This is a genomic window from Pseudonocardia sp. DxW (genome assembly GCF_058448985.1).
The window spans coordinates 44700-71204 of the sequence record NZ_JBZFLK010000013.1 but is presented as its reverse complement, the minus strand read 5'-3'; the positions used below and the strand labels follow the sequence as shown (position 1 = coordinate 71204).

Sequence of the window (26505 nt, the reverse complement as noted above, 5' to 3'; positions counted from 1 at the left end):
TGTGCCGCCTGTGCGCCGGAACCGAACAGCAGCGTCGGAATCGTGTGATGGACGTGCACGCCGGTGGTTCCTAGCCTCGACCGCATGCCGGACGCCACCAGCCATCTCATCCGTTACGCCGGCGGTTTCACGCACGGCATCGTCGACCGCGCGAAGGGCACGTCGATCTTCACCGAGGACGGCCGCGAGCTGCTCGACTTCACCTCCGGGCAGATGAGCGCGATCCTCGGCCACTCGCACCCGGCGATCGTCGAGGCGATCCGCGACCAGGTCGGCCGGCTCGACCACCTCTACAGCGGGATGCTGTCCCGGCCGGTGCTCGATCTCGCCCGGCGGCTCGCCGGGACCCTCGCCGATCCGCTGGACCGGGCGATGCTGCTGACGACCGGCGCCGAGTCGAACGAGGCGGCGCTGCGGATGGCGAAGCTGGTCACCGGGAAGCACGAGATCGTCTCGTTCGCCCGGTCCTGGCACGGCATGACCCAGGGCGCCGCGGGCGCCACCTACGTCGCGGGCCGGTCCGGCTACGGGCCCGCCGCGCCGGGCAACTTCGCGCTGCCGGTGCCGGACCGGTTCCGGCCCTCGATCGTCGACGCCGACGGGAACCTGGACTGGCGCCGCCAGCTCGATCTCGGCTTCGACCTGATCGACGCCCAGTCGTCGGGCAGCCTCGCGGCCTGCCTCGTCGAGCCGATCCTCAGCTCCGGCGGCGTGGTCGATCTCCCGCCCGGCTACCTGGCGGGGCTGCGCGACAAGTGCCGGGAGCGGGGGATGCTGCTGATCCTCGACGAGGCCCAGACCGGCCTGTGCCGGACCGGCGACTGGTACGCGCACGAGCGCGACGGCGTCGTCCCGGACATCCTGACGCTGTCCAAGACGCTCGGCGCGGGACTGCCGCTGGCCGCCGTGCTGACCAGCGCCGAGATCGAGCAGGAGGCGCACGACCGCGGCTTCCTGTTCCTCACCACGCACGTCAACGACCCGCTGCCGGCCGCGGTCGGCAACACCGTGCTCGACGTGCTGGTCCGGGACCGGCTCGACGAGCGGGCCCGCGAGCTGGGCGCGCAGCTGCAGGGCGGGTTGCGCGAGCTGGCCGACCGGCATCCGGTGATCGGCGACGTCCGCGGCCGCGGCCTGCTGGTCGGGCTGGAGCTGGTCGGGCCGCACGGGACCGACGCGCAGGGGACCGGCGCGCAGGGGACCGGCGCGCAGAGCGCCGACGCGCTCGGGGCCGCCGTCACCCGCCGCTGCGCCGAGCTGGGCCTGCACATGAACATCGTTCAGCTGCCCGGGATGGGCGGCACGTTCCGGATCGCGCCGCCGCTCACCGCCACCGAGGCCGAGATCGGGCGCGGCCTGGAGATCCTGGACACCGCGCTCACCGACGTCACCCGCTGACCCGACCGGGCGGTCAGCCCCCGCGCGGCCGCCGGGCCGGTGCCGGCGCCGCGGCCGGGCCGGTCGAGGTGGACGGCAGCGCACCGGACAGCCCGCGCACCCCGCCCCCGGCCAGCAACCCGCCCAGCACCATCGCGAACAGCTGGTCGGCCAGCTCCCGGTCGGCGTCGGCGCCGCGCGGGGTGAACCAGTGCTGCATCCAGTCGAGCATGCCGACGACGGCGCGGGTGGCGATCCGCGGGCTGGCCGGCAGCGACAGCTCGCCGGTGCGGGCGCCCTCGGCGAGCAGCGTCTCGACGGCCGCGGTGTAGCGCCGGTCCATGTCGTCGAAGAAGGCGAAGGCGGGCGTCCGGGCCCGGCCGACGTGCTGCAGGTAGACGAACGCGGCCGGGTAGTGGTCGGCGAACACCCGGACCTGGATCCGGATCAGCTCGCGCAGCCGCACCGCGACGCTGCTCGTGTGGTCCCGGCTCAGCAGCTCCAGCTCGTCGAGCAGGGCGCGGGCCGGCCCCTCGACGACGGCGAGCAGCAGCTCCTCCTTGCTCCCGACGTAGTTGTAGACGCTGCCCTTCAGGATGCCCACCCGCGCGCCGATGCCCTCGAGGGTGGCGTTGTCGTAGCCGTGCTCGCGGAACTCCTCGCCCGCCGCGGCGACGAGATCGGCCCACCGGTTCTTGCGGGGCATCGGTTCCCTCCGTTCTCCTCCACGCCCGGTGTGGCGCCGCTGCCCGGTGCACGGTCAGTGCATGGCCCAGCCGCCGTCGACGCACAGGGTGCTCCCGGTGATGTACGAGCCGGCGTCGGACGCGAGCAGCAGCAGCGGCCCGTCCAGCTCGTCCGGCTCGCCGATCCGGCCCATCCGGATCCGGGTGAGCGCGCGGGCATGCGCGCCCTCATCGTGCAGCAGCGGCGCCGTCAGGTCGGTTGATACGTACCCGGGTGCGAGGGTGTTCACCCGGATTCGGTGCCGTCCGGACCACTGCTGGGCGAGATCGCGGGTCAGCCCGAGCAGGCCGGCCTTGGACGCCGAGTACGCGGCCTGCGGCACCGTGCCGGTGCTCAGCCCGAGCGCCGAGGAGATGTTGACGATGGAGCCGCCGCGCCCGGCGTCGATCATCGCCCGGCCGGCCGCCTGGCACATCCGCAGCGTGCCGAGCAGGTTGGTCTCCAGCAGCCGGGCGGCGCGCTCCGGGTCGTCGTCCTCGGCGCGGGCGGCGTAACCGGTGCCCGCGTTGTTCACCAGCACGTCGGGCCCGCCCAGCTCGACGGCGGCCGCGACCAGCGCCCGGCAGTCCTCGACCCGGGCGATGTCGGTCCGCACGGCGACGCAGCGCCGTCCGAGACCGCGCACCGCGTCGGCGACCGCCTCCAGCTCGGCGACCCGGCGGGCGCCGAGCACGAGATCGGCTCCGGCCCGGGCCAGCAGCACCGCGAAGTGCGCCCCGAGCCCGGCCGAGGCCCCGGTGACGACGGCGGTGCGCCCGTCCAGCCGGAACCGGGCGCCCGGATCACCGGCCGGCGCGCTCATCCGGCCCCGGCCCCGCCGGCCCCGCCGGCCAGCAGCGGGAAGCGTTCCATGCCGCGGGAGAGCAGCACCGGCGCCCAGTGCGGCTCGCCCGCCGGGACAGCGCCCGGCAGCCGCTCCAGGATCCGCGGCACCGCGATCGCCGTCTCCAGCCGGGCCAGCGGGGCGCCCAGGCAGTAGTGCATCCCGACCCCGAAGCCGAGCTGGCGGCCCTGCCGCCGGGTGATGTCGAAGGTGTCCGGGTCGTCGAACGCCGCCGGGTCCCGGTTCGCCGCCGACGGGCTGAGGAAGACCCGCTGCCCGCGGCGCAGCACCCGGCCGCGCAGCTCGACGTCGTCGGCCATCAGCCGCACGACCGTCTTGGCCGGGCCGTCGAACCGCAGCATCTCCTCGACGGCCCCGTTCACCAGCGCCGGGTCGGCGGCCATCCGGGCCGCCTGGCCGGGATGGGCGAGCATCGCCCGCACCCCGCAGCCGATCAGGTTGGTGGTGGTCTCGTGCCCGGCGAACAGCAGCAGCACGCCGGTCGCGATCACCTCGTCGTGGGTCAGCGCGTCCTGCTCGTCCCGCGCGGTGATCAGCCCGGACAGCAGGTCGTCGGCCGGCTCGCGCTCGCGGCGGGCGACCAGCTCGGTCAGGTACCCGGTGAGCTCGCCCATGCCCTCGGCGCCGCTGCGGTGCCGGTCGCTGTCGGAGAGGCCGCCGAACACCAGGCCGGTGATCCGGTCCGACCACTCCTTGAAGCGTTCCTGGTCGCCCCGCGGGACCCCGAGCATCTCGGCGATCACCGACGCGGTGAGCGGGTAGGCGAGGTCACGGACCACGTCGATCCGGCCGGGCGGCGCCGCGTCGAGCAGCTCGTCGACCAGCTCGGTGATCCGCGGGGCGATCCGGCCGACCGCGCGCGGGGTGAAGCTGCGGCTGAGCAGCCTGCGCAGCCGGGTGTGGTCGGGCGGGTCCTTGAACACCATCCACTCGCCCAGCACGCCGAACGCGGCCCGCAGCGCCGGATCGGCGTCCGGGCCCTCCAGCTTCGCCCGCCGGTAGGGGGTGATCCGGTCGGAGGAGAACCGGGGATCGCGCAGCGCGGTGCTGACGTCGTCGAAGCGGGTGACGAACCACGACCGGAAGCGCTCGCTCCAGTGCACCGGGTCGTGCTCGCGCATCGCGGCGAGCAGCGGGTACGGATCGGCGACCGCCTCGGGGGAGAGCAGATCGGCGTCGGCGACGTCGGTGGCGGTCGGGGTCACGGTGCCTCCAGAACGGCGACGGCGCAGGCGTTCCCGTCCAGCACGGACACCCCGCCGCCCATCGTCTCGACGAGGCCGAGGCGGGCGCCGTCGACCTGGCGGCCGTTCGCCCGGCCGCGCAGCTGCCACACGATCTCGGCGACCTGGGCCAGCCCGGTCGCGCCCAGCGGGTGCCCCCGGGAGAGCAGCCCGCCGGACGGGTTCACCGGCAGCGACCCGCCGAGGGCGGTGCCGCCCTCGGCGGCCAGCCGGCCGCCCTCGCCGGGTGCGGCGATGCCGAGCGCCTCGGTGGTGACGACCTCGCCGATGGTGAACGCGTCGTGCACCTCGACGACGTCGAGATCGTGCACCGAGTCCAGACCGGCCGCGCCGAGCGCGTCGGCGGCGGTGTCCCGGACGATGTCGTGTCCCCACACGTGCGGCGACCGGTCGTCCCAGGGGGCCCCGCTGCGCAGCGCGACCCCCCGGACGGTGACCGCCGGCTCCGGGCCGGCCGGGCCGAGCACGGCGGCGGCCGCCCCGTCCGAGGTGGGGCAGCACTGCAGCACGGTGAGCGGATCGGCGATCATCCGCGATCCGAGCACCTCGGCGACGGTGTAGCGGCCGGAGTACTGGGCGCGCGGGTTGTGCAGGGCGTGCGCGTGGTTCTTCACCGACACCGCGGCCAGCTGCTCCGCGGTGACCAGGCCCTCGTGCAGGTAGCGGCCGGCGCCCATCGCGTAGAGCGCGGGCAGGGCGAGCCCGCTGCGCTGCTCGGGATCGGTCGGCTCGGGGGTGATCGCCCCGGAGAACGCGCTGCTCATGTGCTCCAGGCCGAGCGCGAGGACCCGGCCGTACCGGCCGGTCCGCACCGCCTCGTGCGCCTCGACGAACGCGGTGGTCCCGCTTGCGCAGGCGTTCTCCACGGTGATCACCGGGATGCCGGTGATCCCGCAGGCGCGCAGCACCCGCTGGGTCACCCCCGGCGGGCCGAACACGGTGCCCGCCCAGACGGCGTCGATCGGCGGGTCGGGCCGGGTGGAGCCGGCGTCGGCGAGCGCCTCGGTGACGGCGGCGTACGCGAGTGCGACGAGATCGTGCCCGGGCTGACGGCCGAAGTGCGAGGTGCCGACGCCGAGCACGGCGACCCGGCCGGTCACGGCGTCACCACCGGGCACGGGTGGCCGCCGGTGCGGGCTGGGGGAGCGGTGGGGCGGGCACGGGGCCTCCGGAGCGTCGCTGGGCTGGGTCTCGCCCCAGGATGTAAACAAACACGTGGTAGTTAATCAACCACAGGTCGACTCTCTGCGGATCGCGAAGCGGGGCGTTCGACCTCGTATCTTGACAGCGGCGGTGAACCAGGTCACTGTACGCCGACAGCGATAACTACCCGCGGTTTGCCAACATCTGGACGTGCGGGTGGTTCTGCTCCCACCCCACGAGCCAGGAGGATCCGACCGATGCAGTTCGGCCTGTTCGCCATGCCCGAGCACCCCCCGATCGAGAACTGGACGCTGTCCTACGACCGCGACATCGACGACATCGTGCTGGCCGAGAAGCTCGGCTTCTCCGAGTACTGGATCGGCGAGCACCACACCGGCGGCTTCGAGAACGTGCCGGTCCCCGAGTACATGATCGCGAAGGCGTCCGCGGTCACCAGCCGGATCCGGCTCGGCACCGGGGTGGTGAACCTGCCCTACCAGGACCCGTTCCAGGTCGCCGAGCGCCTCGCCTTCCTCGACCACCTCACGCACGGCCGGCTCGACTACGGCTTCGGCGGTGGCGGGCTGCCCACCGACCAGGCGCTGTTCGGCCTGGAGCGGTCCGAGGCAGCCCCGCGCACCAACGAGGCGCTGGAGATCATCGAGCTGCTGCTCACCTCCGACGACCCGGTCGACTACGAGGGCGTCTACTGGAAGTACGAGAACCGCCAGCTGCAGGTCGGCCCGTACCAGGAGGTGCCGCCGTTCGCGGTGGCCGGCCTGACCGGCACGCACAACTACGCCCGCTGCGGCGCCAAGGGCTGGAAGGCGCTGTCGGTCTACTTCTCGCCGATCGACAACCGCGGCTACGAGGGCGCCCCCGACCTGCTCGCGCACGGCAAGGCCCTGGTCGGCGCGGCCGAGGCGGCCGGACTCGATCCGGCGGTCGCCCGCCGGAACTGGCGGGTCAGCCGCGAGGTCTACGTCTCCGACAGCCGCAACCAGGCGATGAACGAGATCCGCGAGGGCGTCAAGCGCTCCTACGAGTACCTGCTCGGGCTCGGCCTCGGCGCGCTGATGAAGAAGGGCGAGGGGATGGACGACGCCGACCTCACCTTCGAGTGGATGGCCGAGGAGATCCCCTGGATCATCGGCAGCCCGGAGGACTGCGTCCGCCAGCTGCGCGAGCTTGAGGAGGGCACCGGCGGCTTCGGCACCTTCCTGATCAACGCCCGCGACTGGGTCACCACCGACAAGTGGAACCGCTCGCTGGAGCTGTTCGCCCGCTACGTCATGCCGCAGTTCACCCCGCGGGAGAACATGGCGCGCCGCAACCGGCTCGCGAACGTCGCGCTCGGGCGGGACTGAGCCGTGGTCGCGCGGTTCGAGGGCCGGATCGCCGTCGTCACCGGCGGCGTGCAGGGCATCGGGCAGGGCATCGCCCTGCGGCTGGCGGCCGAGGGCGCCGCGGTCGTCATCGGCGACCTGCAGGACGACGACTCGACCGCCCGGCGGATCGTCGCCGACGGCGGGCGGGCCGCGCACGTGGTGATGGACGTGCGCCGGCCCGGCGACTGGAAGCGCCTGGTCGACGAGGCGGTCGGCGGCTTCGGCGGGGTGGACGTGCTCGGCAACGTCGCCGGGGTGACGAACACGCTCGGCCCGGACAACGTCGTCGAGCTGACCGAGGCCGGCTGGAACCACGTCGTCGACACCGACCTGAAGGGCGTCTGGCTCGGCATGCAGGCGGTCATCCCGCGGATGCTCGACGGCGGCGGCGGGTCGATCGTGAACATCGCGTCGATGGCAGCGCTCAAGGGCCTGGAGAACCTGGCCGCGTACTCCGCGGCCAAGGGCGGCGTCGTCAGCCTCACCCAGCAGGTCGCGATGGAGTACAGCCCGCGCGGGATCCGGGTGAACTGCATCTGCCCCGGTACGATCGACACCCCGATCCTGGCCGGCATCACCGACGACATGCGGAAGAACTTCACCGCGGCGCACCTGATCCCGCGGCTGGGCACGCCCGCCGACATCGCGGCGGCGGCGGCGTTCCTGCTGTCCGACGACGCGAGCTTCTGCACCGGCGAGATCCTCCCGGTGGACGGCGGCTGGAACACCAAGGGCAGCGCGGGCTGACGGCTCCCCGGCGGGGCGGGACCGCCGAGCCCGCCCGGCCGGGCACCTGCACCGACCACAACGAGGAGGGGTACATGAGCGACGACGGAGTCGCGGGCCGGACCGCACTGGTCACCGGGGGCGGCAGCGGCATCGGGAAGGCGATCACCGCGGCACTGCTCGCGCGCGGCGCGAACGTCGTGGTGCTGGAACTGTCCGCAGCGAACATCGCGGCCGCCGACGCCGAGCTCGACGGGGGTGACCGGCTCGCCTGGCACGAGGGCTCGGTGGCGGTCGCCGCCGACGTCGACGCCGCGTTCGCGCTGGCCGCAGAGCGGTTCGGCACCGTGCACCACCTCGTCAACAACGCGGGCACCGCATCGCTGGCGCTGATCCGGGACTGCTCGGAGGACGACTGGGACCTCATTGTCGACACCCTGCTCAAGGGCACGTTCCTGTGCACCCGGGCGTTCGCCCGGCAGGCGATCGAGGCCGGCGAGGGCGGAACCGTCGTCAATATCTCCTCGCTGAACGCGGTCGCCGCCACCGACGGCCTCGGCCACTACTGCGCCGCGAAGGCGGGCGTCGCCCAGTTCACCCAGGTCACCGCCGGCGAGCTGGGCCGGCACGGGATCCGGGCGAACGCGATCGGGCCGGGCACGGTGAACACCCCGCTCGGCGCCGGGTTCACCGTCGGCCGGATCGGCCAGGAGTTCCTGGACCGGACGCTCGTCGCGCCGCCCCGGCACCAGGAGGCCGAGGACATCGCCGACGTCGCGCTGTTCCTGATGTCGCCCGCCGCCGGACGCATCACCGGGCACTTCGTCCCGGTCGACGGCGGCCAGCACGTCCGCGGCCTGCACTCGTACTGGGACGTCGCCGAGGCGCAGGGCCTGGTGAGCCGCCCGTGAGCACGGTGACCGGCGCCGGGGACGACCTCGGCGCCCCCGAGAACGTCGGCGCTCCTGACAACCTCGGCGCCCCTGAGAACTTCGATGACTCCGACGAGCGCGGCTTCCCGCGGTTCTGGGACGTCGCCCGCGAGACCCGCCCGCACGCCGAGCGCGAGCAGCTGATCCTGGAGCGGATCCGGCACCAGCTGCACTACGTCTACGCCGAGCTGCCGTTCTACCGCAGGCACTACGACGCGCACGGCTTCCATCCCGACCAGGTCCGCTCGCTCACCGACTTCACCACGAAGGTCCCGGTGATCACCAAGCGGATGCTGGTCGCCGACCAGGCCGAGCACCCGCCGTTCGGCAGCTACACCCCGCAGCACCCGCCCGGCGGGATCGCCCGGATCCACGGCTCGTCGGGCACCTCCGGGACGCCCACCCTCTACGCCGTGTCCAATCCCGACTGGGACCGCGCCGCCGACGTGCACGCGATGGCCCAGTGGTGCGCCGGGATCCGGCCGGACGACATCGCCCAGGTCGGCTTCCCGTTCGGGCTGTTCTTCGGCGGCTGGGGGGTGCTGCAGGGTCTGGAACGGATCGGCGCGACCGTGTTCCCGCTCGGCGTGACCGACTCGGAGAAGCACATCGAGCTCATCACCCGGCTCGGCTCGACGGTGTTCACCGCGACGCCGTCGTACGCGGTGCACCTGCTCTCGGTCGCCGAGCGGATGGGCGTCGATCTCGCCGCGGGCACCGTCCGCACGCTGCTCGTCGGCGGCGAGCCCGGGGGCTCCCTGCCCGGGACCCGCCGGATCATCGAGCGCGGCTGGGGCGCCACCGTCGTCGACGCCGGCTCCACCTCCGAGATGTACCCGTTCCAGACGAGCGTCGGCTGCCCGGCGGGCACCGGCACCCACCTGATCGCCGACGAGGTGCACACCGAGATCGTCGCCTCCGGCGACCTCAACACGCCGATCCCGGCCGGTGAGCGCGGCGCGATCGTCTACACCCACCTCTGGCGCGAGTCCCAGCCGATGATCCGGTTCGCGCCCGGCGACGAGAGCTACCTGACCACCGAGCCCTGCCCCTGCGGGCGGACCTGGCCGCGGCTGCCGGAGGGCGTGCTCGGCAGGCTGGACGACATGCTGGTGATCCGCGGGGCGAACGTCTACCCGTCGGCGATCGAGACCGGCCTGCGCACCGTCCCCGAGCTCGGCCCCGAGTTCCGGATCCGGGTCAGCAGGCCCGGCGCGCTGGACGAGATCACCGTGCTCGCCGAGCTGGGCCGGGAGGCCGCGGCGGTGCTGCCCGCCGACGGGCCGGGCCGGGCCGACGTCGTCGCGCGGACCGAGGCGGCGCTGCGCCGGGCCGTCAACATCGGCGTGCCGGTCCGGCTGCTGGAGCCGGGCACCCTGCCGGAGACGACGTTCAAGGCCCGCCGGGTGGTCGACGAGCGGCCCCGCGCGGAGGACGCCCGTTGACCGTGCACCCGCCGGGCGCCACCGGGACGGTCGGCACGCGCGACACCGTCGTCCGCACCACAGTCGTCCGCACCACCGTGCCGGTCGCGGACGGCGTCGTCGCGGTCGAGCTGGTGGCCGACGACGGCGGCCCGCTGCCGCGCTGGGAGCCGGGCGCGCTCGTCTACTGCTGCGGCCCGGCCGGGCTGATCGACGCGATGACCGCGCGCGGCGCCGGCTCGGGGACCCTGCACGTCGAACGGTTCACCGCCGCACCCGGCGCCGGCGACGGCGCGGACACGGCGTTCGACGTCGAGTGCCGCGCCTCCGGCGTCACCGTGCGGGTCCCGCCGGGGGTCTCGATCCTCGACGCGCTGGAGGAGGCCGGCGGGGTGATCGTCAACTCGTCGTGCCGGGAGGGGGTGTGCGGCGCCTGCGAGACCGGTGTGCTCGCGGGCGAACCCGACCACCGCGACACCGTCCTGGACGACGTCGAGCGCGCCTCCGGCGAGATGATGATGGTGTGCGTGTCCCGGTCCCGCGGACCGCGGCCGGTGCTCGACATCTGATCCCCGGTGCCGCGCTGCGGTACACCCGGACGGCCGCACCGGAGGGCACCGGGCGGCGTCCTCCGGAGACCGGGCTCACCACACCTTGATCGGAGTTACACCGGTGTTCCTACAATCCCACCGATCAGGCGGAACGGTAGTCGGCGTGGCAACGTCGATCCCGCTCGGCAGACGATGACGGTGAGGGTGGTGCGGCGGTGGTCCGCGATCGGTTCGACGATCGCGGGATGCCGCAGGCATCCGGGTGAAGGGAGACGGGGTTGGCCGAGATCTCAGGCGGCGCCGGTGAGCCGGTGTCCGCGAAGTCGATCCAGGGTGAGCAGCAGCAGGACACGGGTTGGGTCAGGGCCTCCGAGGAGGACGTCGACCTCTACGTGGACCGGGTGACCGACGAGGTGCTGGCCTGCCGGGAACGGGGCAGGCACCTGTTCCCGACCATCCGGCAGGCGGGCATCCACTTCACCGGTGTCGACGACGACGGCCTGCTGCTGCGCCGTCTGGTGTGCACCTGCTGCGAGCTCGCGGTCCGGGTGGAGAAGTGGGAGGGCGCCCGTCGCGGCGGCCGGACCCGGTTCCAGCGGGTCGCGTCCGGGCTGGAGTACCGCACCGGGAAGGACGGCCAGGAGTACCTGGCGCCCAGCGGCCGCGGGCACATGACCCCGCGCCAGATCGGTGACTCGGTGGCGTCGAAGGCGCTGTCCGGGCAGACCCTCGCGTCGCTGCGCAAGGCCGCCGAGCGTGCGCAGAAGGAGGAGCGGGCCGAGCGGGCCGCCCGCTCGCGCGACGCGTCGGACACACAGGGCTGAGCGGACGGAGGCTGACACGTGGGTGTTCGAGAGATCCGGTACTGCGATCTCACCGGTACCGAGGACGGCGTCGAGTCGCACGAGATCCATCTCGACCAGATGCGGATCGCGATCGACCTGGCCGCGGGCGAGTACCAGAAGCTGCTGACGGTGTTGCGTCCCTACATGGATGCCGGGCGGATCGAGGCGTCGGTGCCGGACGGTTCGTCGATGGCGTCGCGGCGTAACGAGCCGCGCCGGCGCACCACCTCCGGTCTGACCGCTGAGCAGCGCCAGGAGCTGCGCCAGTGGGCGGAGGAGAACGGGATCGAGGTTCCGTCGAACAACCGGTTCAGCCAGGCGCTGGTGAAGCGCTGGCGGGAGGCGCACGAGGTGCCTGCCGAGGAGGAGTGACGGGTGCCGGGATCAGCTCGGGCCACCGCCCCGCGGGGCGGTGGCCACGATCCCGGCGACCAGCAGTTCCGGGTGGTCCCGGCGGGGTGAGTGCCGTCAGCCGATCACGCCGCGGTCGCGCAGCGCGCCGATCTCGGCGGTCGACAGGCCGAGCTCGCCGGTCAGGATCTCCTCGGTCTCCCGGCCGAGCTCGGGAGCGTCCCCGGCCTCGCCGTGCGCGCCGTCCCAGCGGACGGGGGAGCGGGCGGTGACCGCGGCCGTCCCGCTCGGCAGCACGATGTCGGTGAGCAGCGGATGCGCGCCGGCCCGGTGCTGCTCGACCACCCGGGTCATCCCCTGGTAGCGCCCCCACAGCACGCGGGCCCGGTTCAGCTCGGCCTCGACGATCGCCGAGTCGCGGGCCCCGAACCACGGCCGGAGCACCGCGGCGATGGTCTCGCGGAGCCGGTAGCGCTCGGTCTCGTCGGTGAGGTCGGCGCCCAGCGCGGTCTCCAGCGCCGCGAACACGGCGCCGGTGCCGGTCACCGTGATCAGCGCGTTCCACTGGCCGGGGGTGAGCGCGACGACCATCACCCGCCGCCCGTCGGAGCAGGCGAAGTCGACGCCGAAGCTGCCGAAGACGTGGTTGCCGTGCCGGGGCCGCTCGTGGCCGGTCTCGGCGGCCTCGGACAGCCAGCCGAGGTTCGCGACACCGGCCAGCGCGACGTCGGACAGCGCGATCTCGGAGTAGACGCCGCGCCCGGTGCGGCCGCGCTGGTGCAGCGCGGCGAGCACGGTGGTGGACACCGTCAGCCCGGTGACCAGGTCCCAGGCGGGCAGCACGTGGTTGACCGGCGCGGCGCCCTCCTCGCTGCCGGTGATCTGCGGGATGCCGACCTCGGCGTTGACCGTGTAGTCCACCGCGGGCCGCCCGTCCGGATAGCCCTGGACGCGCACGTGGATCAGGTCGGGGCGGCGCGCGGTGAGCACCTCGTTGGCCATCCAGCGGCGGCCGACGACGTTGTCGACGAGCACGCCGCGGTCCTCGCCGGCGCCGGTCGCCAGCGCGACGACCAGCTCGCGGCCCTCGTCCGAGCGCAGGTCCACCGCGAACGACCGCTTGCCCTTGTTCAGCGACGCCCAGTAGTACGAGTCGCCGGTGCCGTGCCCCGCCGCGGGCCAGCGGCCGTGGTCCGGCCCACCGCCGAGCGGGTCGATCCGGATCACCGAGGCGCCGAGCTGGGCGAGGGTCATCCCGCCGGTCGGGCCGGCGACGAAGCTCGCGCACTCCACGATCCGCAGGCCGTCCAGCGGGCGGCCGGTGTGCTGCTGGGAGGTCGTTGTCACGTCCGGCCGGGCCCCTCGGGTCGCTGTGCGTGGATGATCACGGTCCGAGGGTAGCCGGGGGAGCGGCCGGACCGTCGTCCCGGAACCGGGCAACGACGAACTCGGCGAACCGGGCCACCACCGGCGGGTGGGGCCGGTCGCGCAGCCGGGCCAGGCCGATCATCCGGTGCGCGGCGGCGTCGGTGAGCTGCAGGTGGCTGACCCCCGGCTCGGCGCGGTGCGGCCGCGGCTCGGGCACGATCGCGACCCCCAGGCCGGCCGCGACGAAGCCCTCCAGGGTGCCGATCTCGGTGCCCTCGAACGCGATCCGCGGCGCGAACCCGGCCCGCGTGCACAGCTCGTCGGAGAGCCGGCGGAAACCGATCGGTTCGCGCAGCGTCACGAACGGCTCGTCGCCCGCCTCGCCGAGCGCCACCCGGTCGCGGCCGGCGAGCCGGTGCCCGGCCGGGACGGCCAGGCACAGCCGTTCCCGGTGCAGGTCGGTCCAGGCGATCGCGTCGTCGTCCGGGCGCGGGGCGGTCAGCCCGAGGTCGACCCGCCCGGCGCGCACCTGCTCGACGATCTCGTGCCCGACGGCCTGGGTGAGCTCGAAGGTGACGCCGGGGGACTCGGCGCGGTGCGCGCGCAGTACCTCGGGCATCAGCCCGGCGGCGATCGAGTGCAGGAACGCGAGCCGCACCGTGCCGCGGCCCGGATCGCGCAGCGCGGCGATCCGCTCCTCGGCGGCGGCGAGCTCGGCGAGGCCGCGCCGGGCGTGCTCCAGCATGATCTCGCCGTAGGGGTTGAGCCGCAGCCTGCGGTTGACCCGGTCGAACAGCGGCGCGCCGACCCGCCGCTCCAGCCGGCCGAGCGCCCGGGACAGCGTCGGCTGGGCCAGCGAGAGCCGTTGCGCGGCCTGCGTCATGTGCTCGGTCTCGGCGAGCGCCACGAACCACTCCAGCTCGTCCACGGTCGTCACCCGGGTCATCATGTCACCCGCAACGATGTCCCGGTCGCATCACCGCGGGTCAGGGCGCCGCCTGCCGGAGCACCTCCCGGGCGTGCGCCAGCAGCGGCGCGTCGACCATCCGGCCGTCCAGCCGGAACACGCCGCCGGAGTGCGCCTCGGCGGCGGCGAGCATCGCGCGGGCCCGGGCCACCTCGTCGTCGGTGGGCCGGAACGCCTCCCGGACGACGGCGACCTGCGCCGGATGGATGCACGCCTTCGCCGCGAACCCGGCGGCGACGGCGGCCGCCGAGTCCGAGCGCAGCGTCGCCCGGTCGTCGATGTCGACGAGCACGGTGTCGACCGGGGTGACACCGGCGGCGCGGGCGGCGTAGAGGATCCGGGTCCGGGCCTCCTCGACGGCGGGCCGGTACCCGCCGCCGGGCGCCCGGCCGGCCCGGCCGCCGAGATCGGCGACCAGGTCCTCGCTGCCCCACATCAGGCCGGCGCAGCCGGTCGCGGCCGCGATCTCCGGTGCGGCGAGGACGCCGCGGGCGGTCTCGCACAGCGCGACCACCGGGTGCGGGGCCAGCGCCTCGACGTCGGCGGCCCGGGCGGCCATCGGCAGCATCAGCGCGACCTGCGGGTGGCCGGAGAGTGCGCGCACGTCGTCGTCGTACCAGGGGGTGCCGGGCGCGTTGATCCGCACCAGCACCGCGGCCGGGTCCAGGTCGGCGAGTGCGCCGACGACGGCGGTGCGGGCGGCGGCCTTGTCGTCCGGGCCGACGGCGTCCTCCAGGTCCAGGATCGCCGTGTCGGCGGCGGCGACCGCCTTCGCGAACCGGTCCGGGCGGTTGCCCGGGCAGAACAGCAGGGCGGGCCCGCGCAGGGCGAACGTGGCCGTCATCCGCGGTCCAGCCCGCCGCGCCTGACCAGCTGGGCGGCGATCACGTTGCGCTGGATCTCGTTGGTGCCCTCACCGACGATCATCAGCGGGGCGTCCCGGAAGTAGCGCTCGACGTCGAACTCGGTGGAGTAGCCGTACCCGCCGTGGATCCGGACGGCCGACAGCGCGACCTCCATCGCGGTCTCGGAGGCGAACAGCTTCGCCATGCCGGCCTCCATGTCGCAGCGCCGGCCGGACTCGTACTCCCGGGCGGCGTGCAGGATCAGCTGCCGGGCGGCGGTGATCGTGGTGGCCATGTCGGCGAGCAGATTGCCGACCGACTGGTGCTGCCAGATCGGCCTGCCGAACGACTCGCGGTCCCGGGCGTAGCGCAGCGAGTCCTCCAGCGCGGCGTCGGCGACGCCGAGCGCGCGGGCGGCGACCTGGATCCGGCCCGTCTCCAGGCCCTTCATCATCTGCGCGAAACCGCGGCCCTCGACGCCGCCGAGCAGGGTGTCGGCCGGGACCGCCATGTTCTCGAACACCAGCTCGCAGGTCTCGACGCCCTTGTAGCCGAGTTTCGGCAGGTCCCGGGAGACGGTCAGGCCCGGGCCGTGCTCGACGAGCAGCACCGAGATCCCGCGGTGCGCGGGCTCGGCCGCCGGGTCGGTCTTGCACAGCAGCGCGATGAGCCCGGACCGGCGGGCGTTGGAGATCCAGGTCTTCGATCCGTCGATCACGTACCCGTCGTCGGTGCGCCGCGCCCTGGTCGTCATGTTCTGCAGGTCGGAGCCGCCGCCGGGTTCGGTGAGCGCCATCGTGGCGCGCAGCTCGCCGGTGGCCATCCGGGGCAGGTAGCGGTCCTGCTGCTCGCGGGTGCCGAACGCGACCAGCAGCTTCGCGACGACGGTGTGCCCGCCCATCGCGCCGGCCAGGCTCATCCAGCCGCGGGCCAGCTCGGCGGTGACGAGTGCGTAGCACGGCATCGAGACCGGGGCCTCGCCCCACGGCTCGGGGACCGCCAGCCCGTAGATCCCGAGCTGCTTCATCTGCTCGATCCACTTCTCGGGATAGACGTCCGCGTGTTCCAGCTCGTTGACGTGCGGTTTCACCTCGCGGTCGATGAAGTCGCGGACCGTGTCGACGACGGCCTGTTCCTCGGTGTCCAGCGCACCCATGGCGCGGACCTCCTGATCTGGTCGGCGGTGGTCTGTGTTCGTGGTTGTCGGGGCTCGTCTGCGGGTGCCGGCGGTCGTCAGCGGAACCGGACGGTCGCCGCCAGGGACGGGGCGACCCCCTCGGCCGCGACCGCGACCGTGGCGGCACCCGGGTCGTCGCCGTCCCGGTCACCGGCGGCGACCAGCGTCGAGGGCAGGAAGGCGGGCCGGGTGAGCCGGTAGCCGAACTCGGCGACGGTGTCCGCGGGTGCGTGCACCCGGGGCAGCTCCAGCGCGAGCAGGGCCATCAGCGGCCCGTGCACGACGAGATCCGGGTAGCCCTCGACGGTCGTCGTGTACGGGTGGTCGTGGTGGATGCGGTGGCCGTTGTAGGTCAGCGCGCTGAACCGCGACAGCAGCACGCTGCCGGTGCCCAGCCGCCGCCGCCACGCCCCGTCCGGCTCCGGCTCGCCGCCCGCCGGACGCGGGACCACCCGTCGCTGCGCGCCGTCGGGCTCCGAGCGGTAGACGATGTCCTGCTCCTCGACCGCGACGAGGGCCGGATCGTCGCCGACCCGCAGCTCCTGGCGGACGGACACGAACAGCATCTCGCCGGTGCGCCCGGACTTCGGGGTCACCGAGGTGACGGCCGAGCTGCCGTGCAGCACCGCGCCGAACGGGATCGGGGCGTGCTGGGTGAACCGGCCCCCGGCGAACATCCGGCGCCGGCCCGGGACCGGCGGCAGCAGCGGGCCGTCGGCGGGATGCCCGTCCTCGCCGAGATCGGCGGTCCGCGGGTGCTCCAGCAGCACGAACCAGTGCCACAGCGGGGGGAGCGGCGCGCCGTCGCCGAGCTCCGGGGGAGCGGCGTCGACCAGGTCGGCGAAGGCGGCGGCCGGCCACGGATCGACCCGCCGGCTGGTCCGGACGGTCGGCGGATCCCAGTCCCGCACCAGATCGGCCAGGTTCGCGGTCTCGGACACGGCACTCCCTCGTACGGTTCGGTCGCCGGATCCCACTCTGGACGCTCCGGCTCGATGTGTGAAATGCAGATCCGGACCCTGCCCGATGCGCGGCGTGCATCACCGGGCGCGGGGATACGCGCTGCTGGGATCCGGCCCGCCCGCCTCGCGGTCGCCCCCGCGCGCCCGGCTCAGGGCCCGTCGAGCCAGGCCCGCACGTCGGCCGAGTCCGCACCGATCGGCGGCGGCGAGCGCCGGTAGGACGGCGGCGTCCGCGAGTACGTCACCGGGTTCCGGACGGTCGGGACCGCGGCCGCGTCCGGCGCCCGGACCACCGGCTCCAGGCCGAGCCGCTCGGCCAGCGCCACCCCGCCGTCGACCGAGTTGATCGGTCCGCAGGGCACGCCCACCTCGGTGATCGCGGTGTACCACTCCTGCGCGGTGCGGGTGGCCAGCCGGGCGCGCAGCCGCTGCTCGATCTCGGCCCGATGCCCGATCCGGTCCGACATCGTGGCGAAGCGCGGGTCCTGCGCCATCGCCGGATCGCCGAGCACGGTGGCGAGCCTGCGGAACTGGCCGTCGTTCCCGGCGATCACGATGAGCTCGCCGTCCTTGCAGGGCATCGGCTGGTAGGGGAAGACGCTCGGGTGCTCGTTGCCCATCCGCTGCGGCACCGCGCCCGCGGCGACGTAGGCCTCGGTCTGGTTGACCAGCGTCGACAGCGCGACCGAGAGCAGGTTCGTCTCCAGCAGCTGCCCCTCGCCGGTGTGCTCCCGGTGCCGCAGCGCCGCCGCGACGGCCAGCGCGGCGTGCAGCCCGGTGAGCACGTCGAACACCGCGACCCCGGCCCGGTAGGGCGGCCCGTCGGCCGGGCCGGTGATGCTCATCAGGCCGGACACCGCCTGCACCAGCAGGTCGTAACCGGGCAGGTGGGCGCCGCCGAGCGGGCCGAACCCGGAGATCGAGCAGTAGACGACCGACGGGTTGTCCGCCGCGACCGCGGCGTGGTCGAGGCAGAAGCGGGCCATCCCGCCCGGCTTCATGTTCTCCACCAGCACGTCGGCCCGCTGCGCCAGCCGCCGCGCCACCGCCAGGTCGGCGGGGTCCTTGAGGTCGAGCACGATCGACCGCTTGTTCCGGTTGATCGACAGGTAGTAGGTGGACGTCCCGTCGAGCACCGGGGGCTTCCAGGTGCGGGTGTCGTCGCCGCCGGGGCCCTCGACCTTGATCACGGTCGCGCCGAGATCGGCCAGCATCATGGTGGCGTACGGACCGGCCAGCACCCGGGAGAAGTCGGCGACCAGAATGCCGTCCAGCGGGCCGCCGGCCGGTGCGTCGCCGAGTCCGGGGCCGTCCTGCGTCGGGGAGTGATCCACGTACCGGGACGTTATCCCCGGCCGGACGGCGTGTCAGGGACCGGCAGGATATTGCCGCCGATCGGCATTCCTGCCGATTCCGGGCCGGGCCGGTCGCGGCCACCATCGACGCCATGAGCAGCGACGGCCGGACGCTCGTCCGGATCCTGGCCGGTCTCGGCCGCGCCGTACGTGAGCTGGGGCGCGCCCAGGAGCAGCTGTGGGCGCGACTGGACCGGATCGAACCGCTGCCCGGTGAGACCCTGCACTGGGAGCCGGGCCCGGGGGGATGGCGGCTGCAGGGCTGCTACCTGCCGGTGCCCGGCGTGCCGGACCCGGGATCGAGCTCCCCGTCGACGTAGAACCACCGGCCGTCCTCCCGGACGAACCGGCTCCGCTCGTGCAGCACGCCGTCCCGGCGGTGCGCCCGGAACTCGACGACGCCCTCGGCGTCGAACATCGCCCCGCCGGAGCGGTCCAGGATCTCCAGCCCGGTCCACACCGAGCCGGGTTCCAGGCGCAGCGCCCGCGGCCGGGTCGAGGGATGCCAGGAGGCGGTCAGGTGCGCGGTGTCGCCCCGGACGAACGCGGTGTAGCGGCTGCGCATCAGGTCCTCGGCGGTCGCCGCGGGGCGGCCGTCGAGCAACGGGCCGCAGCAGGCCCGCTCCGGGCGGGCTCGGCCGCAGGGACAGTTCACGGGCATCCGCCCAGTATCGGGCCGGCTCAGCTCCCGGCCCGCACCGCCCGCGGGCTGGTGCCGAACCGCTGCCGGAACGCCGTGCTGAACGTGCTCACCGACCGGAACCCGGACAGGTGCGCGATCTCGGTGACCGACATCCCGCGGTGCGCCCCGCAGGTGAGCCGGGCTCGTGCGCGGGTGAGCCGCTCCTCGCGGATCAGCTCCCGTGCGGTGGTGCCGGCCCGCTGCAGGGCGAGCTGGACCTGCCGGGTCGACCAGCCCAGTGCCGCGGCGACCGACGACGCGTTGAGGTCCGGATCGTCGACGCGTTCGCGGACGTGCCTGCGGACCGCGATCTCGATCTCCCCGAGGGTGCCGGTGCCCGCCGTGCCCTGACCGGCGACGAGGATGCCGGTCAGCTCCCCGAGCCGTTCCACGACCGCGTCGAAGTGGTCGGCCGGGAGCCGCTCCTGCGCCAGCGTCGCCTGCAGCACGGCCCGCAGGATCGTGCCCAGCCCGGTCCTGAGATCGATCGGCGAGGTGCCACCCGGCAGCCGGCCGGCATGCCGGGTGATCTCGCGGCCGGTCATCGTCACCACGACCAGCTGGGCTCCCCGGCCGTGGGTCACCTCGAACGGCCGGTCCATCCGGATCAGGGCGGCGGTTCCGTCGTCGAGCACCGCCGGACCGTGCCCCCCGCCGAGCACGACCCGTCCGCGGGCCGGCGCGACCAGCAGGCAGCTGTCGATCCCGTCCGCCCGGATGTGCCGGTCGGTCCGCTCGTACCGGATCGGCGTGGAGTTCCAGCTGAGCACCTGGTACCGGTCGGTCCGGGTGCGCGTGAGGGTCCCGCCGAACTCGGCGCGGTCCCCGAAGTGACACGTCATGGCGCCCTGCAGGGCGGTCGTCAACGTGCGCCAGGTGTCCCGCGCCCGGGTCACGGGCAGGCCGCGGACGGCCGTGCGCTCGCTGCGGACCGCATCGTCCGGCATCTCGTCCACCTCCGGTCGTGACCGGCGTCCGGGGCAGCGTAGCGGTCGCGACGGCGGCGTCCGAGCCCGACGAGGCCCTGTGCCCGCCCACCACCGCACGGTGGCGGCTCGCTCCATTGGAGCGTCCCCGGACCGTTCCTAGCGTGGGACGCACGCCCGGCGCAGCCCGCCGGAGTCCGGGCGGCCCACGACCGGCGGGAGCCCGGAGGACGACGGATGGATCTCGCGACCCTGATCCGGACCGGCGCACGTGACCACCCCGACCGCCCCGCCGTGATCTGCGACGACATGACGCTCGACTACACGGGCCTGTACGAGCGGAGCTGCCGCATCGGCAACGCGCTGGCGGGTCTGGGCGTGCGACCGGGGGAGCGGGTCGCCACCCTGACGGACAACAGCCCGGAGTCGCTGGAGCTGATCCTGGGTGTCGCCCTCGGCGGGTACGTCCGTGCGTCGCTCTACACGCACAACACTCCCGCGACGAACGTCGCACTGCTCGACACGATCGGCGCCACGGTGCTGATCGCGCAGCGCACCCATCACGACGCGATCGCTCCGCACCTGGCCGGCGCCGGCGCACTGCGCCACGTGATCGTGCTCGACGGCCCGGCCCCGGCCGGGGCACACGGCTACGACGACCTGCTCGCCGCGGCGTCCCCGGTCGACCGTGGGGTCGCACCGGACCCCGATGCGCCGCAAACGATCCGGTTCTCGGCAGGGACCACCGGCACACCCAAGGGCATCGTGCACTCCTGCCGGGCCTGGACCGGTGTCGGCACCGAGACCACCGCCGCGCTGATCCCGCTCCGCAACGACGACATCTACCTCGCGGCGGGGCCGCTGGCCCACGCGACGATCATGCCGGTGTTCGGTGTGCTGGCCGCCGGGGGTGCGGTGGCGGTGCTCCGCGCGTTCGAACCCGGTGCCTTCCTCGCCGCGATCGAGCGGCTCCGCTGCACCCTCACCTTCGGCGTGCCGACGATGGTCCAGCTCGCGGCCGGGCACCCGGCGGCCGGCCGGACCGACCTGCGCAGCCTGCGGCAGTTCGTCTACGGGGGTTCCCCGATGACCGCCACCGCCCTCGACCGGGCCCGCGAGGTCTTCGGCGACATCCTGCTCCAGCTCTACGGCCAGAGCGAGGTCGCGCCGGTGTCGGTGCTGTCGCCGGCCGACCACCTGGCCGAGGGCGGCCGCTGGCTGCGGTCGGCCGGGCGGGCGACGCCGAACACCCGGATCACGATCGTCGACGAGGGTGGGCGGTCCGTCCCGGCCGGGACCGTCGGCGAGGTCGCGGCGCACAACCCGTCGGTGTTCGACGGCATCTGGGACGACCCCGAGGCCACCCGTGCCCGGCTGCTGCCCGACGGGTCCGTGCTCACCCGGGACATGGGCTACCTGGACGAGCACGGCTTCCTCTTCCTGACCGACCGCAAGGAGGACATGATCATCTCGGGTGGGTTCAACGTGTGGCCGACCGAGATCGAGAACGCGCTGGCGGAGCACCCCGCGGTCCGTGACGCCTCGGTCGTCGGTGTACCGCACGACAAGTGGGGTGAGACGCCGCTGGCGCTGGTCGTTCCCGAACCGGGTGCCGAGGTCACCGAGGACGAGCTGATCGCCTGGACCCGCGAGCGCCTCGGGCCGGTGAAGCGTGTGACCAGCGTCCGGTTCGACACCGAGCTGCCCAAGTCCGCCGTCGGGAAGGTGCTACGGCGCGAGGTCCGCGCCCGGTACGCCCCGCAATCCGCACAGCCGAGCCGAGGAGCAGTACACCCGCGATGAGAACCGTCTACGTGCTCGGTGTCGGAATGACCGAGTTCAGCAAGCCCGGCCGTCCCGACCCGAACTACCCCGAACTCGCCCACCGCGCCGCCGACGCCGCCCTGCGCGACGCGGGCATCGGGTACCGCGACGTCGAACAGGTCTGCGCCGGGTTCGTGCACGCAGACTCGACCGCGGGTCAGCGCGCGGTCTACGAGCTGGGCATGACCGGCATCCCGGTCGTGAACGTCAACAACAACTGTGCCTCCGGCTCGTCCGCCCTGCTCTACGCCCGACAGCTGGTGCAGGGCGGGCTGGCCGACTGCGTGCTGGCGCTGGGCTTCGAGAAGATGCAGCGCGGCTCGCTCGGCACCCCCACCCACCCGCAGTCGGCGAATCCGGTCGGCAAGTTCGTCGAGGCGCTCGCCGGGTTGCACGAGCCGACGGGCGCACCGGTCGTGCTGGAGATGTTCCGGGCGGCCGGCAACGAACACTCGGCCCGGTTCGGCACCACGCCCGAGCAGTTCGCCAAGGTGGCCGAGAAGAACCACCGGCACTCCGCGGACAACCCGTACGCACAGTTCCGGGACGTCCACACCCTGCAGGAGATCCTGGACTCCACCGCGGTCTGCCCGCCGCTGACCAAGCTGCAGTGCTCGCCCACCTCGGACGGGGCGGCCGCCGCCGTCGTCGTCTCCGAGGAGGTGGTCGACCGGCTGGGCGCCGCCGGGCGGGCGGTCGAGATCGTCGCCCAGGCGCTGGCCACCGACACCACCGACGCCTACGACAGTGCGGTCAACATCGTCGGGACACCGGTCTCCCGGCGGGCCGCCCGCCAGGTCTACGAACAGGCCGGGATCGGGCCCGACGAGATCGACGTGATCGAGCTGCACGACTGCTTCTCGGTCAACGAGATCCTCACCTACGAGGCGCTCGGGTTGTGCGCAGAGGGAGAGGGCGGCGCTCTCGTCGACGCCGGCGCCACCACCTACGGCGGACGCTGGGTGGTCAACCCCTCCGGCGGGCTGATCTCGAAGGGTCATCCGCTCGGCGCCACCGGGCTCGCCCAGTGCGCCGAGCTCAGCTGGCAGCTGCGCGGCGAGGCGGGGCCCCGCCAGGTCGACGGCGCGCGGCTCGCCCTTGCGCACAACGTCGGCCTCGGCAGCGCCGGCGTCGTCACCCTCTACCGGATGGCGCAGTCGTGAGCGGCCCGTTGCTGGTGGAACGCCGGGACGCGGTCGTCGTCCTCACGATCGACCGGCCGGAGCGCCGCAACGCCTTCGACCGTGCCACGGCCGAGGCGATGGAGGCCGCGATCGACGCCTTCGACGCCGACGACGGACTGCGGGTCGCGGTGCTCACCGGGGCCGGCGGGACGTTCTGCGCCGGCCAGGACCTGAAGGCCGCGGCCCGGGGCGAGCTCGGCCGTACCGAGCGTCGCGGCGGCGGCGGGCTGATGGCCCGCCCGCCGGAGAAGCCGATCATCGCGGCGGTGGAGGGACACGCACTCGGTGGCGGCCTGGAGCTGGCGCTCGCCTGTGACCTGGTCGTCGCCGCCCGCGGTGCCCGGATCGGCCTTCCCGAGGCCCGGCGCGGATTCCCGGCGATGGGCGGCGGGCTGTTCCGGCTGCCCCGGCGGATCCCGTACGCGCTGGCGATGGAGGCCGCACTGACCGGCGCGGCCTGGGACGCCGAGCGGTACCACGAGCTCGGGCTGGTCAACCGGTTGGCTGAGCCCGGTCAGGCGCTGGAGGTCGCCCTCCGGCTCGCCGCCGAGATCGCCGCCGGGGGACCGATCGCGGTCCGGGCCGGCAAGGCGATCGTCAGGCACGGTCCGGAGTGGACGGACGAGGAGAGCTGGACGGCCCAGCAGCGGTACGTGGACACCGTGCTGGCGTCCGAGGACTACCGCGAGGGCCTGGCGGCCTTCGCCGAGAAGCGGGAGCCGGTGTGGAAGGGACGATGAAGACGACGGGCACGAACGCGACAGATGCAGCCGGGACCGACATCGAGGGCCGGGTGGCCCTGGTCACCGGTGCCGGGCAGGGGGTCGGCCGGCAGGTCGCCCTCGACCTCGCCGCCCGCGGCGCGGGTGCGGTGCTGGTCAACGACGTGGACGCCGCACGGGTCGATGCGGTAGCCGCCGAGATCCGCGGCCTGGGTGGCACGGCGACCGGGGTGGCGTGCGACGTCACCGACTACGAAGCGGTCGGCGCGATGTTCGCCCGGGCCCGCGACGCACACGGACCGGTCGGGGTGCTGGTCAACAACGCGGGAAACCAGGGCGGCGGGGGCGCTGCGCCGCCGGCGCTGCCGTTCTGGGAGCAGGGCCCGGAGCACTGGTCACCGTCGCTGGGGGTGAACCTGCACGGCGTCCTGAACTGCGCCCGGCACGCGCTGGCGCAGATGGTCGAGGCCGGCGCCGGCGGCCGGATCGTCACCGTGATCTCGGATGCCGGACGGGTCGGCGAGACCGGCGGCCTGGAGGCGTACTCGGCCGCCAAGGCCGGCGCGGCCGGCCTGACCCGGGCGCTGGCCCGGGCGGGCGGCCGATACGCGGTCACCGCCAACAGCGTCGCGCTCGGCGCCACCCGGACCCCGGCGACGGACGGGTACCTGGCCGATCCGGCGCTGCGCAAGCAGCTGCTGAGCCGCTACCTGGTGCGCCGGATCGGTGAACCGTCGGACGCCTCGGCGATGATCGTGTTCCTGGCCTCGCGCGGCGCGTCGTGGATCACCGGCCAGACGATGCCGGTCAACGGCGGCTACTCGGTGGCGCTGTGACCGGTGTGCCTCCGGCCGGCCTGTTCGACGTGACCGGCCGCACCGCGCTGGTGACCGGCGGGACCAGCGGGATCGGGCTGATGATCGCCGAGGGGCTCCTCGCGGCGGGTGCCCGGGTGCTGGTGTCATCGCGCAAGCCGGCGGCCTGTGCGGAGGTCGCCGACCGGCTCGGAGCGCGCTGCACCGGCGTTCCGGCCGACGTCGGTACACCGGACGGCGCGCGAGCCCTCGTCGCGGCCGTCGACGGGGAACTCGGCGGGCGGCTGGACATCCTCGTCAACAACGCGGGCGCCACCTGGGGTGCGCCGATCGACGAGTTCCCGGACGACGCCTGGGACAAGCTCGTCGGGGTCAACCTCACCGGCGTCTTCCGGCTCACGAGCTCGCTGCTGCCCGCACTGCGCGACGCGGCGACCGACGACCATCCGGCGCGCGTGATCAACATCGGGTCGCTGGCCGGGCTGCGGGTGACCGAGCTGGAGAACTACCCCTACAGCGCCACCAAGGCAGCTGTGCACATGCTGACCCGGCACCTCGCCCACCGTCTGGCGGCCGAGCACGTCACCGTCAACGCGATCGCGCCCGGCTACTTCCCCAGCCGGATGAGCGCCTTCGTGGCCGACGACCCGGACGCCCACGACGCGGTCCGGGCCGGGATCCCGCGCGGCCGCTGGGGCCGCCCGGACGACGTCGTCGGGGCCACCGTCTTCCTGTCCTCGCGGGCCGGCTCCTACCTGACCGGCGTCGTGCTGCCGGTCGACGGCGGGGTCTCCGGCTGCACCTGACCGGCCGGGTCCGGCCGGGCGACCATCGTGGACAGCTCGGTGGCGGTGCGCAGCGCCAGATCGGCCGGGTCCACCGGGCGCCCCAGCAGCGACTCGATCCGCTCCATCCGCTTGACCACGGTGTTCGGATGCACGTGCAGCCGGCGGGCGGTGCGGGTCGGGCTGCCCAGTTCGGCCAGGTGCACCCGCAGGGTCCGCAGCAGCCGGTCGGCCTCGTCGCCGCCGGCCGCCAGCCTGCCGAGCGTCCTCGCCACGAACGCGGTCGCTGCGGAATCGTCCCGGGTGGCCAACGCGAGTACCGCGACGTCGTCGAACAGCACGGTGCCCGCCGAGCCGAGTGCGTCGGCGACCCGGCGGGCTTCCTGTGCCTCGGCGTGGGTGGTGCGGAAACCGTCGTACCCGGAGGCCGAACCACCCCAGGCGATGTGCACCCCCGGTGGGAGGCTGCGCCGCGCCACCAGTTCGCGCCAGCTCTCCCCGTGACACACCAGCCAGCCGTGGACCGACCGGCCGTCGCCGGGGACCCGAAGCCGGCGCTGCGGTCGCAGCGCCTCCACCACGGACCGGACGGCGCCGTCGAGCCGGTCCAGCTCGGACCCGCGGTCGGTCCAGGCGACGAACCCGACGTGCCGGGTACCCAGGTCGTAACCCAGCTCGCGCTGCGCCGCCGCCGGATCCACCGTCCCGCCGAGCAGCCCCGCCACCAGGTCGGTCCGGCGGGACGACGCCCGGCGCTCGAGCAGCGCCAGTTCGGTCCCGTACAGCGAGGCGGTCCGCTCGCTCGCCGTCCGGAAGTAGGCGAACAGCCGGGCCGCCGCCCACTCCATGACGGCTGCCCGCTCGGCTGCGGACGGCCGCGGGTGCGCGGTGTGCAGCGCTGTGACCAGGTGCTGCCACAGCGCGGCGTGCAGCGACTCGAACGACCGCAACAGCACCGGCAGGGCCACCGCGTCGTGCCGGGCCAGCGCCCGTGTGTAGCGGGCGACCAGCGACGGCATCGCGATCTCGGAATCCGGTTCCTCGGGTGTGAAGCAGCGGGTGAGCGTCGTCAGGTGCATCCGCACCGCGTCCCGCACGTGCCGGTCGGGGGCGTCGGCGGCGACCAGGATCTCCGGCACCGCCGTGGTGAGCGCCGACACCAGCGGGTCCAGCAGGAACTCGATGTCGCGGCGCAACCATCCGGCCAGCCAGGCCTGCGGGGTGGACCCACCCGCGCGGCCGATCGTCGTCGATCGGGTCATGCCCGGACCCTGGCCGCGCCGGGGGGCACCGGCAAGCTGCTGCGCGCACGGAACTTCGT

27 protein-coding genes are annotated in these 26505 nt (G+C 74.1%); 14 read left to right on the top strand and 13 right to left on the bottom strand.

From position 1 onward, the window contains the following. Positions 1-84: 84 nt before the first annotated feature. Entirely contained in the window at positions 85-1398 is a 1314-nt protein-coding gene (locus tag ACVJO7_RS20670) for an aspartate aminotransferase family protein (RefSeq protein WP_491674243.1), read from the top strand. Between the two features lie 13 nt (positions 1399-1411). On the opposite strand, the gene ACVJO7_RS20665 is transcribed toward ACVJO7_RS20670, so the two are convergent. From ACVJO7_RS20665 to ACVJO7_RS20650, 4 genes are read right to left on the bottom strand one after another with little or no spacing between them, the layout of a single operon-like run. After that, positions 1412-2083, bottom strand: coding sequence for a TetR/AcrR family transcriptional regulator (locus tag ACVJO7_RS20665; protein WP_344017895.1), 672 nt, complete (start codon positions 2081-2083; stop codon positions 1412-1414). Positions 2084-2137: 54 nt separating this feature from the next. After that, entirely contained in the window at positions 2138-2926 is a 789-nt protein-coding gene (locus tag ACVJO7_RS20660; RefSeq protein WP_344017894.1) for an SDR family NAD(P)-dependent oxidoreductase, read from the bottom strand. Further along, positions 2923-4173 (bottom strand): cytochrome P450, encoded by a 1251-nt coding sequence (locus tag ACVJO7_RS20655; protein ID WP_491674242.1) that lies wholly within the window; start codon positions 4171-4173, stop codon positions 2923-2925. The genes ACVJO7_RS20660 and ACVJO7_RS20655 overlap by 4 nt, the downstream gene beginning before the upstream one ends. Further along, positions 4170-5312, bottom strand: coding sequence for a thiolase family protein (locus ACVJO7_RS20650; RefSeq protein ID WP_491674241.1), 1143 nt, complete (start codon positions 5310-5312; stop codon positions 4170-4172). The genes ACVJO7_RS20655 and ACVJO7_RS20650 overlap by 4 nt, the downstream gene beginning before the upstream one ends. 300 nt (positions 5313-5612) lie before the next feature. Here ACVJO7_RS20650 and ACVJO7_RS20645 point away from each other — a divergent pair, with 300 nt between their 5' ends. The 7 genes from ACVJO7_RS20645 (at position 5613) to ACVJO7_RS20615 (ending at position 11593) form a co-directional block, all read left to right on the top strand. Then, on the top strand, positions 5613-6722 hold the full coding sequence (locus tag ACVJO7_RS20645; protein WP_344017889.1) for an LLM class flavin-dependent oxidoreductase: 1110 nt from the start codon (positions 5613-5615) through the stop codon (positions 6720-6722). A gap of 3 nt (positions 6723-6725) precedes the next feature. Beyond that, positions 6726-7490 carry an SDR family NAD(P)-dependent oxidoreductase gene (locus tag ACVJO7_RS20640; RefSeq protein WP_344017888.1) on the top strand — a complete coding sequence of 255 codons (765 nt, stop codon included), beginning with the start codon at positions 6726-6728 and terminating at the stop codon, positions 7488-7490. 74 nt (positions 7491-7564) lie between these two features. Further along, positions 7565-8380 carry an SDR family NAD(P)-dependent oxidoreductase gene (locus tag ACVJO7_RS20635; RefSeq protein ID WP_344017887.1) on the top strand — a complete coding sequence of 272 codons (816 nt, stop codon included), beginning with the start codon at positions 7565-7567 and terminating at the stop codon, positions 8378-8380. Next, entirely contained in the window at positions 8377-9846 is a 1470-nt protein-coding gene (locus tag ACVJO7_RS20630) for a phenylacetate--CoA ligase family protein (protein ID WP_491674240.1), read from the top strand. The genes ACVJO7_RS20635 and ACVJO7_RS20630 overlap by 4 nt, the downstream gene beginning before the upstream one ends. A gap of 2 nt (positions 9847-9848) precedes the next feature. Then, positions 9849-10394 carry a 2Fe-2S iron-sulfur cluster-binding protein gene (locus ACVJO7_RS20625; protein ID WP_491674336.1) on the top strand — a complete coding sequence of 182 codons (546 nt, stop codon included), beginning with the start codon at positions 9849-9851 and terminating at the stop codon, positions 10392-10394. A 260-nt stretch (positions 10395-10654) separates the two neighbouring features. Then, positions 10655-11200, top strand: coding sequence for a hypothetical protein (locus ACVJO7_RS20620; protein ID WP_358486014.1), 546 nt, complete (start codon positions 10655-10657; stop codon positions 11198-11200). A gap of 18 nt (positions 11201-11218) precedes the next feature. After that, positions 11219-11593: an Lsr2 family DNA-binding protein gene (locus ACVJO7_RS20615; protein ID WP_344017883.1), complete on the top strand. Its 375-nt coding sequence runs from the start codon at positions 11219-11221 to the stop codon at positions 11591-11593. 96 nt (positions 11594-11689) lie between these two features. On the opposite strand, the gene ACVJO7_RS20610 is transcribed toward ACVJO7_RS20615, so the two are convergent. The 6 genes from ACVJO7_RS20610 to ACVJO7_RS20585 form a co-directional block, all read right to left on the bottom strand. Beyond that, on the bottom strand, positions 11690-12919 hold the full coding sequence (locus tag ACVJO7_RS20610; protein ID WP_491674239.1) for a CoA transferase: 1230 nt from the start codon (positions 12917-12919) through the stop codon (positions 11690-11692). Positions 12920-12956: 37 nt separating this feature from the next. After that, positions 12957-13877 carry a LysR family transcriptional regulator gene (locus tag ACVJO7_RS20605; protein WP_491674238.1) on the bottom strand — a complete coding sequence of 307 codons (921 nt, stop codon included), beginning with the start codon at positions 13875-13877 and terminating at the stop codon, positions 12957-12959. Positions 13878-13926: 49 nt separating this feature from the next. Next, a complete protein-coding gene (locus ACVJO7_RS20600; RefSeq protein WP_491674237.1) occupies positions 13927-14751 on the bottom strand; it encodes an HpcH/HpaI aldolase/citrate lyase family protein in 825 nt (274 codons plus the stop codon). After that, a complete protein-coding gene (locus ACVJO7_RS20595) occupies positions 14748-15908 on the bottom strand; it encodes an acyl-CoA dehydrogenase family protein (RefSeq protein WP_491674236.1) in 1161 nt (386 codons plus the stop codon). The genes ACVJO7_RS20600 and ACVJO7_RS20595 overlap by 4 nt, the downstream gene beginning before the upstream one ends. 77 nt (positions 15909-15985) lie before the next feature. Then, positions 15986-16870 carry an HTD2 family dehydratase gene (locus ACVJO7_RS20590; RefSeq protein ID WP_491674235.1) on the bottom strand — a complete coding sequence of 295 codons (885 nt, stop codon included), beginning with the start codon at positions 16868-16870 and terminating at the stop codon, positions 15986-15988. A gap of 170 nt (positions 16871-17040) precedes the next feature. Continuing rightward, positions 17041-18225 (bottom strand): CaiB/BaiF CoA transferase family protein, encoded by a 1185-nt coding sequence (locus ACVJO7_RS20585; RefSeq protein ID WP_491674234.1) that lies wholly within the window; start codon positions 18223-18225, stop codon positions 17041-17043. A gap of 113 nt (positions 18226-18338) precedes the next feature. Between ACVJO7_RS20585 and ACVJO7_RS20580 the strand changes: the two genes are divergently transcribed. Continuing rightward, positions 18339-18566 (top strand): hypothetical protein, encoded by a 228-nt coding sequence (locus ACVJO7_RS20580; protein WP_491674233.1) that lies wholly within the window; start codon positions 18339-18341, stop codon positions 18564-18566. On the opposite strand, the gene ACVJO7_RS20575 is transcribed toward ACVJO7_RS20580, so the two are convergent. Beyond that, complete coding sequence (locus tag ACVJO7_RS20575) at positions 18512-18907, bottom strand: YchJ family protein (RefSeq protein WP_491674232.1); 396 nt, start codon at positions 18905-18907, stop codon at positions 18512-18514. The genes ACVJO7_RS20580 and ACVJO7_RS20575 overlap by 55 nt on opposite strands. A 20-nt stretch (positions 18908-18927) precedes the next feature. Next, complete coding sequence (locus tag ACVJO7_RS20570; protein ID WP_491674231.1) at positions 18928-19875, bottom strand: helix-turn-helix transcriptional regulator; 948 nt, start codon at positions 19873-19875, stop codon at positions 18928-18930. 216 nt (positions 19876-20091) lie between these two features. Between ACVJO7_RS20570 and ACVJO7_RS20565 the strand changes: the two genes are divergently transcribed. From ACVJO7_RS20565 to ACVJO7_RS20545, 5 genes are read left to right on the top strand one after another with little or no spacing between them, the layout of a single operon-like run. Continuing rightward, entirely contained in the window at positions 20092-21657 is a 1566-nt protein-coding gene (locus ACVJO7_RS20565; protein WP_491674230.1) for a class I adenylate-forming enzyme family protein, read from the top strand. Further along, on the top strand, positions 21654-22841 hold the full coding sequence (locus ACVJO7_RS20560; protein ID WP_491674229.1) for a thiolase C-terminal domain-containing protein: 1188 nt from the start codon (positions 21654-21656) through the stop codon (positions 22839-22841). The genes ACVJO7_RS20565 and ACVJO7_RS20560 overlap by 4 nt, the downstream gene beginning before the upstream one ends. Further along, positions 22838-23602, top strand: coding sequence for a crotonase/enoyl-CoA hydratase family protein (locus ACVJO7_RS20555; protein WP_491674228.1), 765 nt, complete (start codon positions 22838-22840; stop codon positions 23600-23602). Before ACVJO7_RS20560 ends, ACVJO7_RS20555 begins: the two co-directional genes overlap by 4 nt. After that, positions 23599-24420, top strand: coding sequence for an SDR family NAD(P)-dependent oxidoreductase (locus ACVJO7_RS20550; protein ID WP_491674227.1), 822 nt, complete (start codon positions 23599-23601; stop codon positions 24418-24420). Before ACVJO7_RS20555 ends, ACVJO7_RS20550 begins: the two co-directional genes overlap by 4 nt. Continuing rightward, a complete protein-coding gene (locus tag ACVJO7_RS20545; RefSeq protein WP_491674226.1) occupies positions 24417-25205 on the top strand; it encodes an SDR family oxidoreductase in 789 nt (262 codons plus the stop codon). Before ACVJO7_RS20550 ends, ACVJO7_RS20545 begins: the two co-directional genes overlap by 4 nt. On the opposite strand, the gene ACVJO7_RS20540 is transcribed toward ACVJO7_RS20545, so the two are convergent. After that, on the bottom strand, positions 25151-26446 hold the full coding sequence (locus tag ACVJO7_RS20540; protein WP_491674225.1) for a PucR family transcriptional regulator: 1296 nt from the start codon (positions 26444-26446) through the stop codon (positions 25151-25153). The genes ACVJO7_RS20545 and ACVJO7_RS20540 overlap by 55 nt on opposite strands. Between the last annotated feature and the right edge of the window lie 59 nt (positions 26447-26505).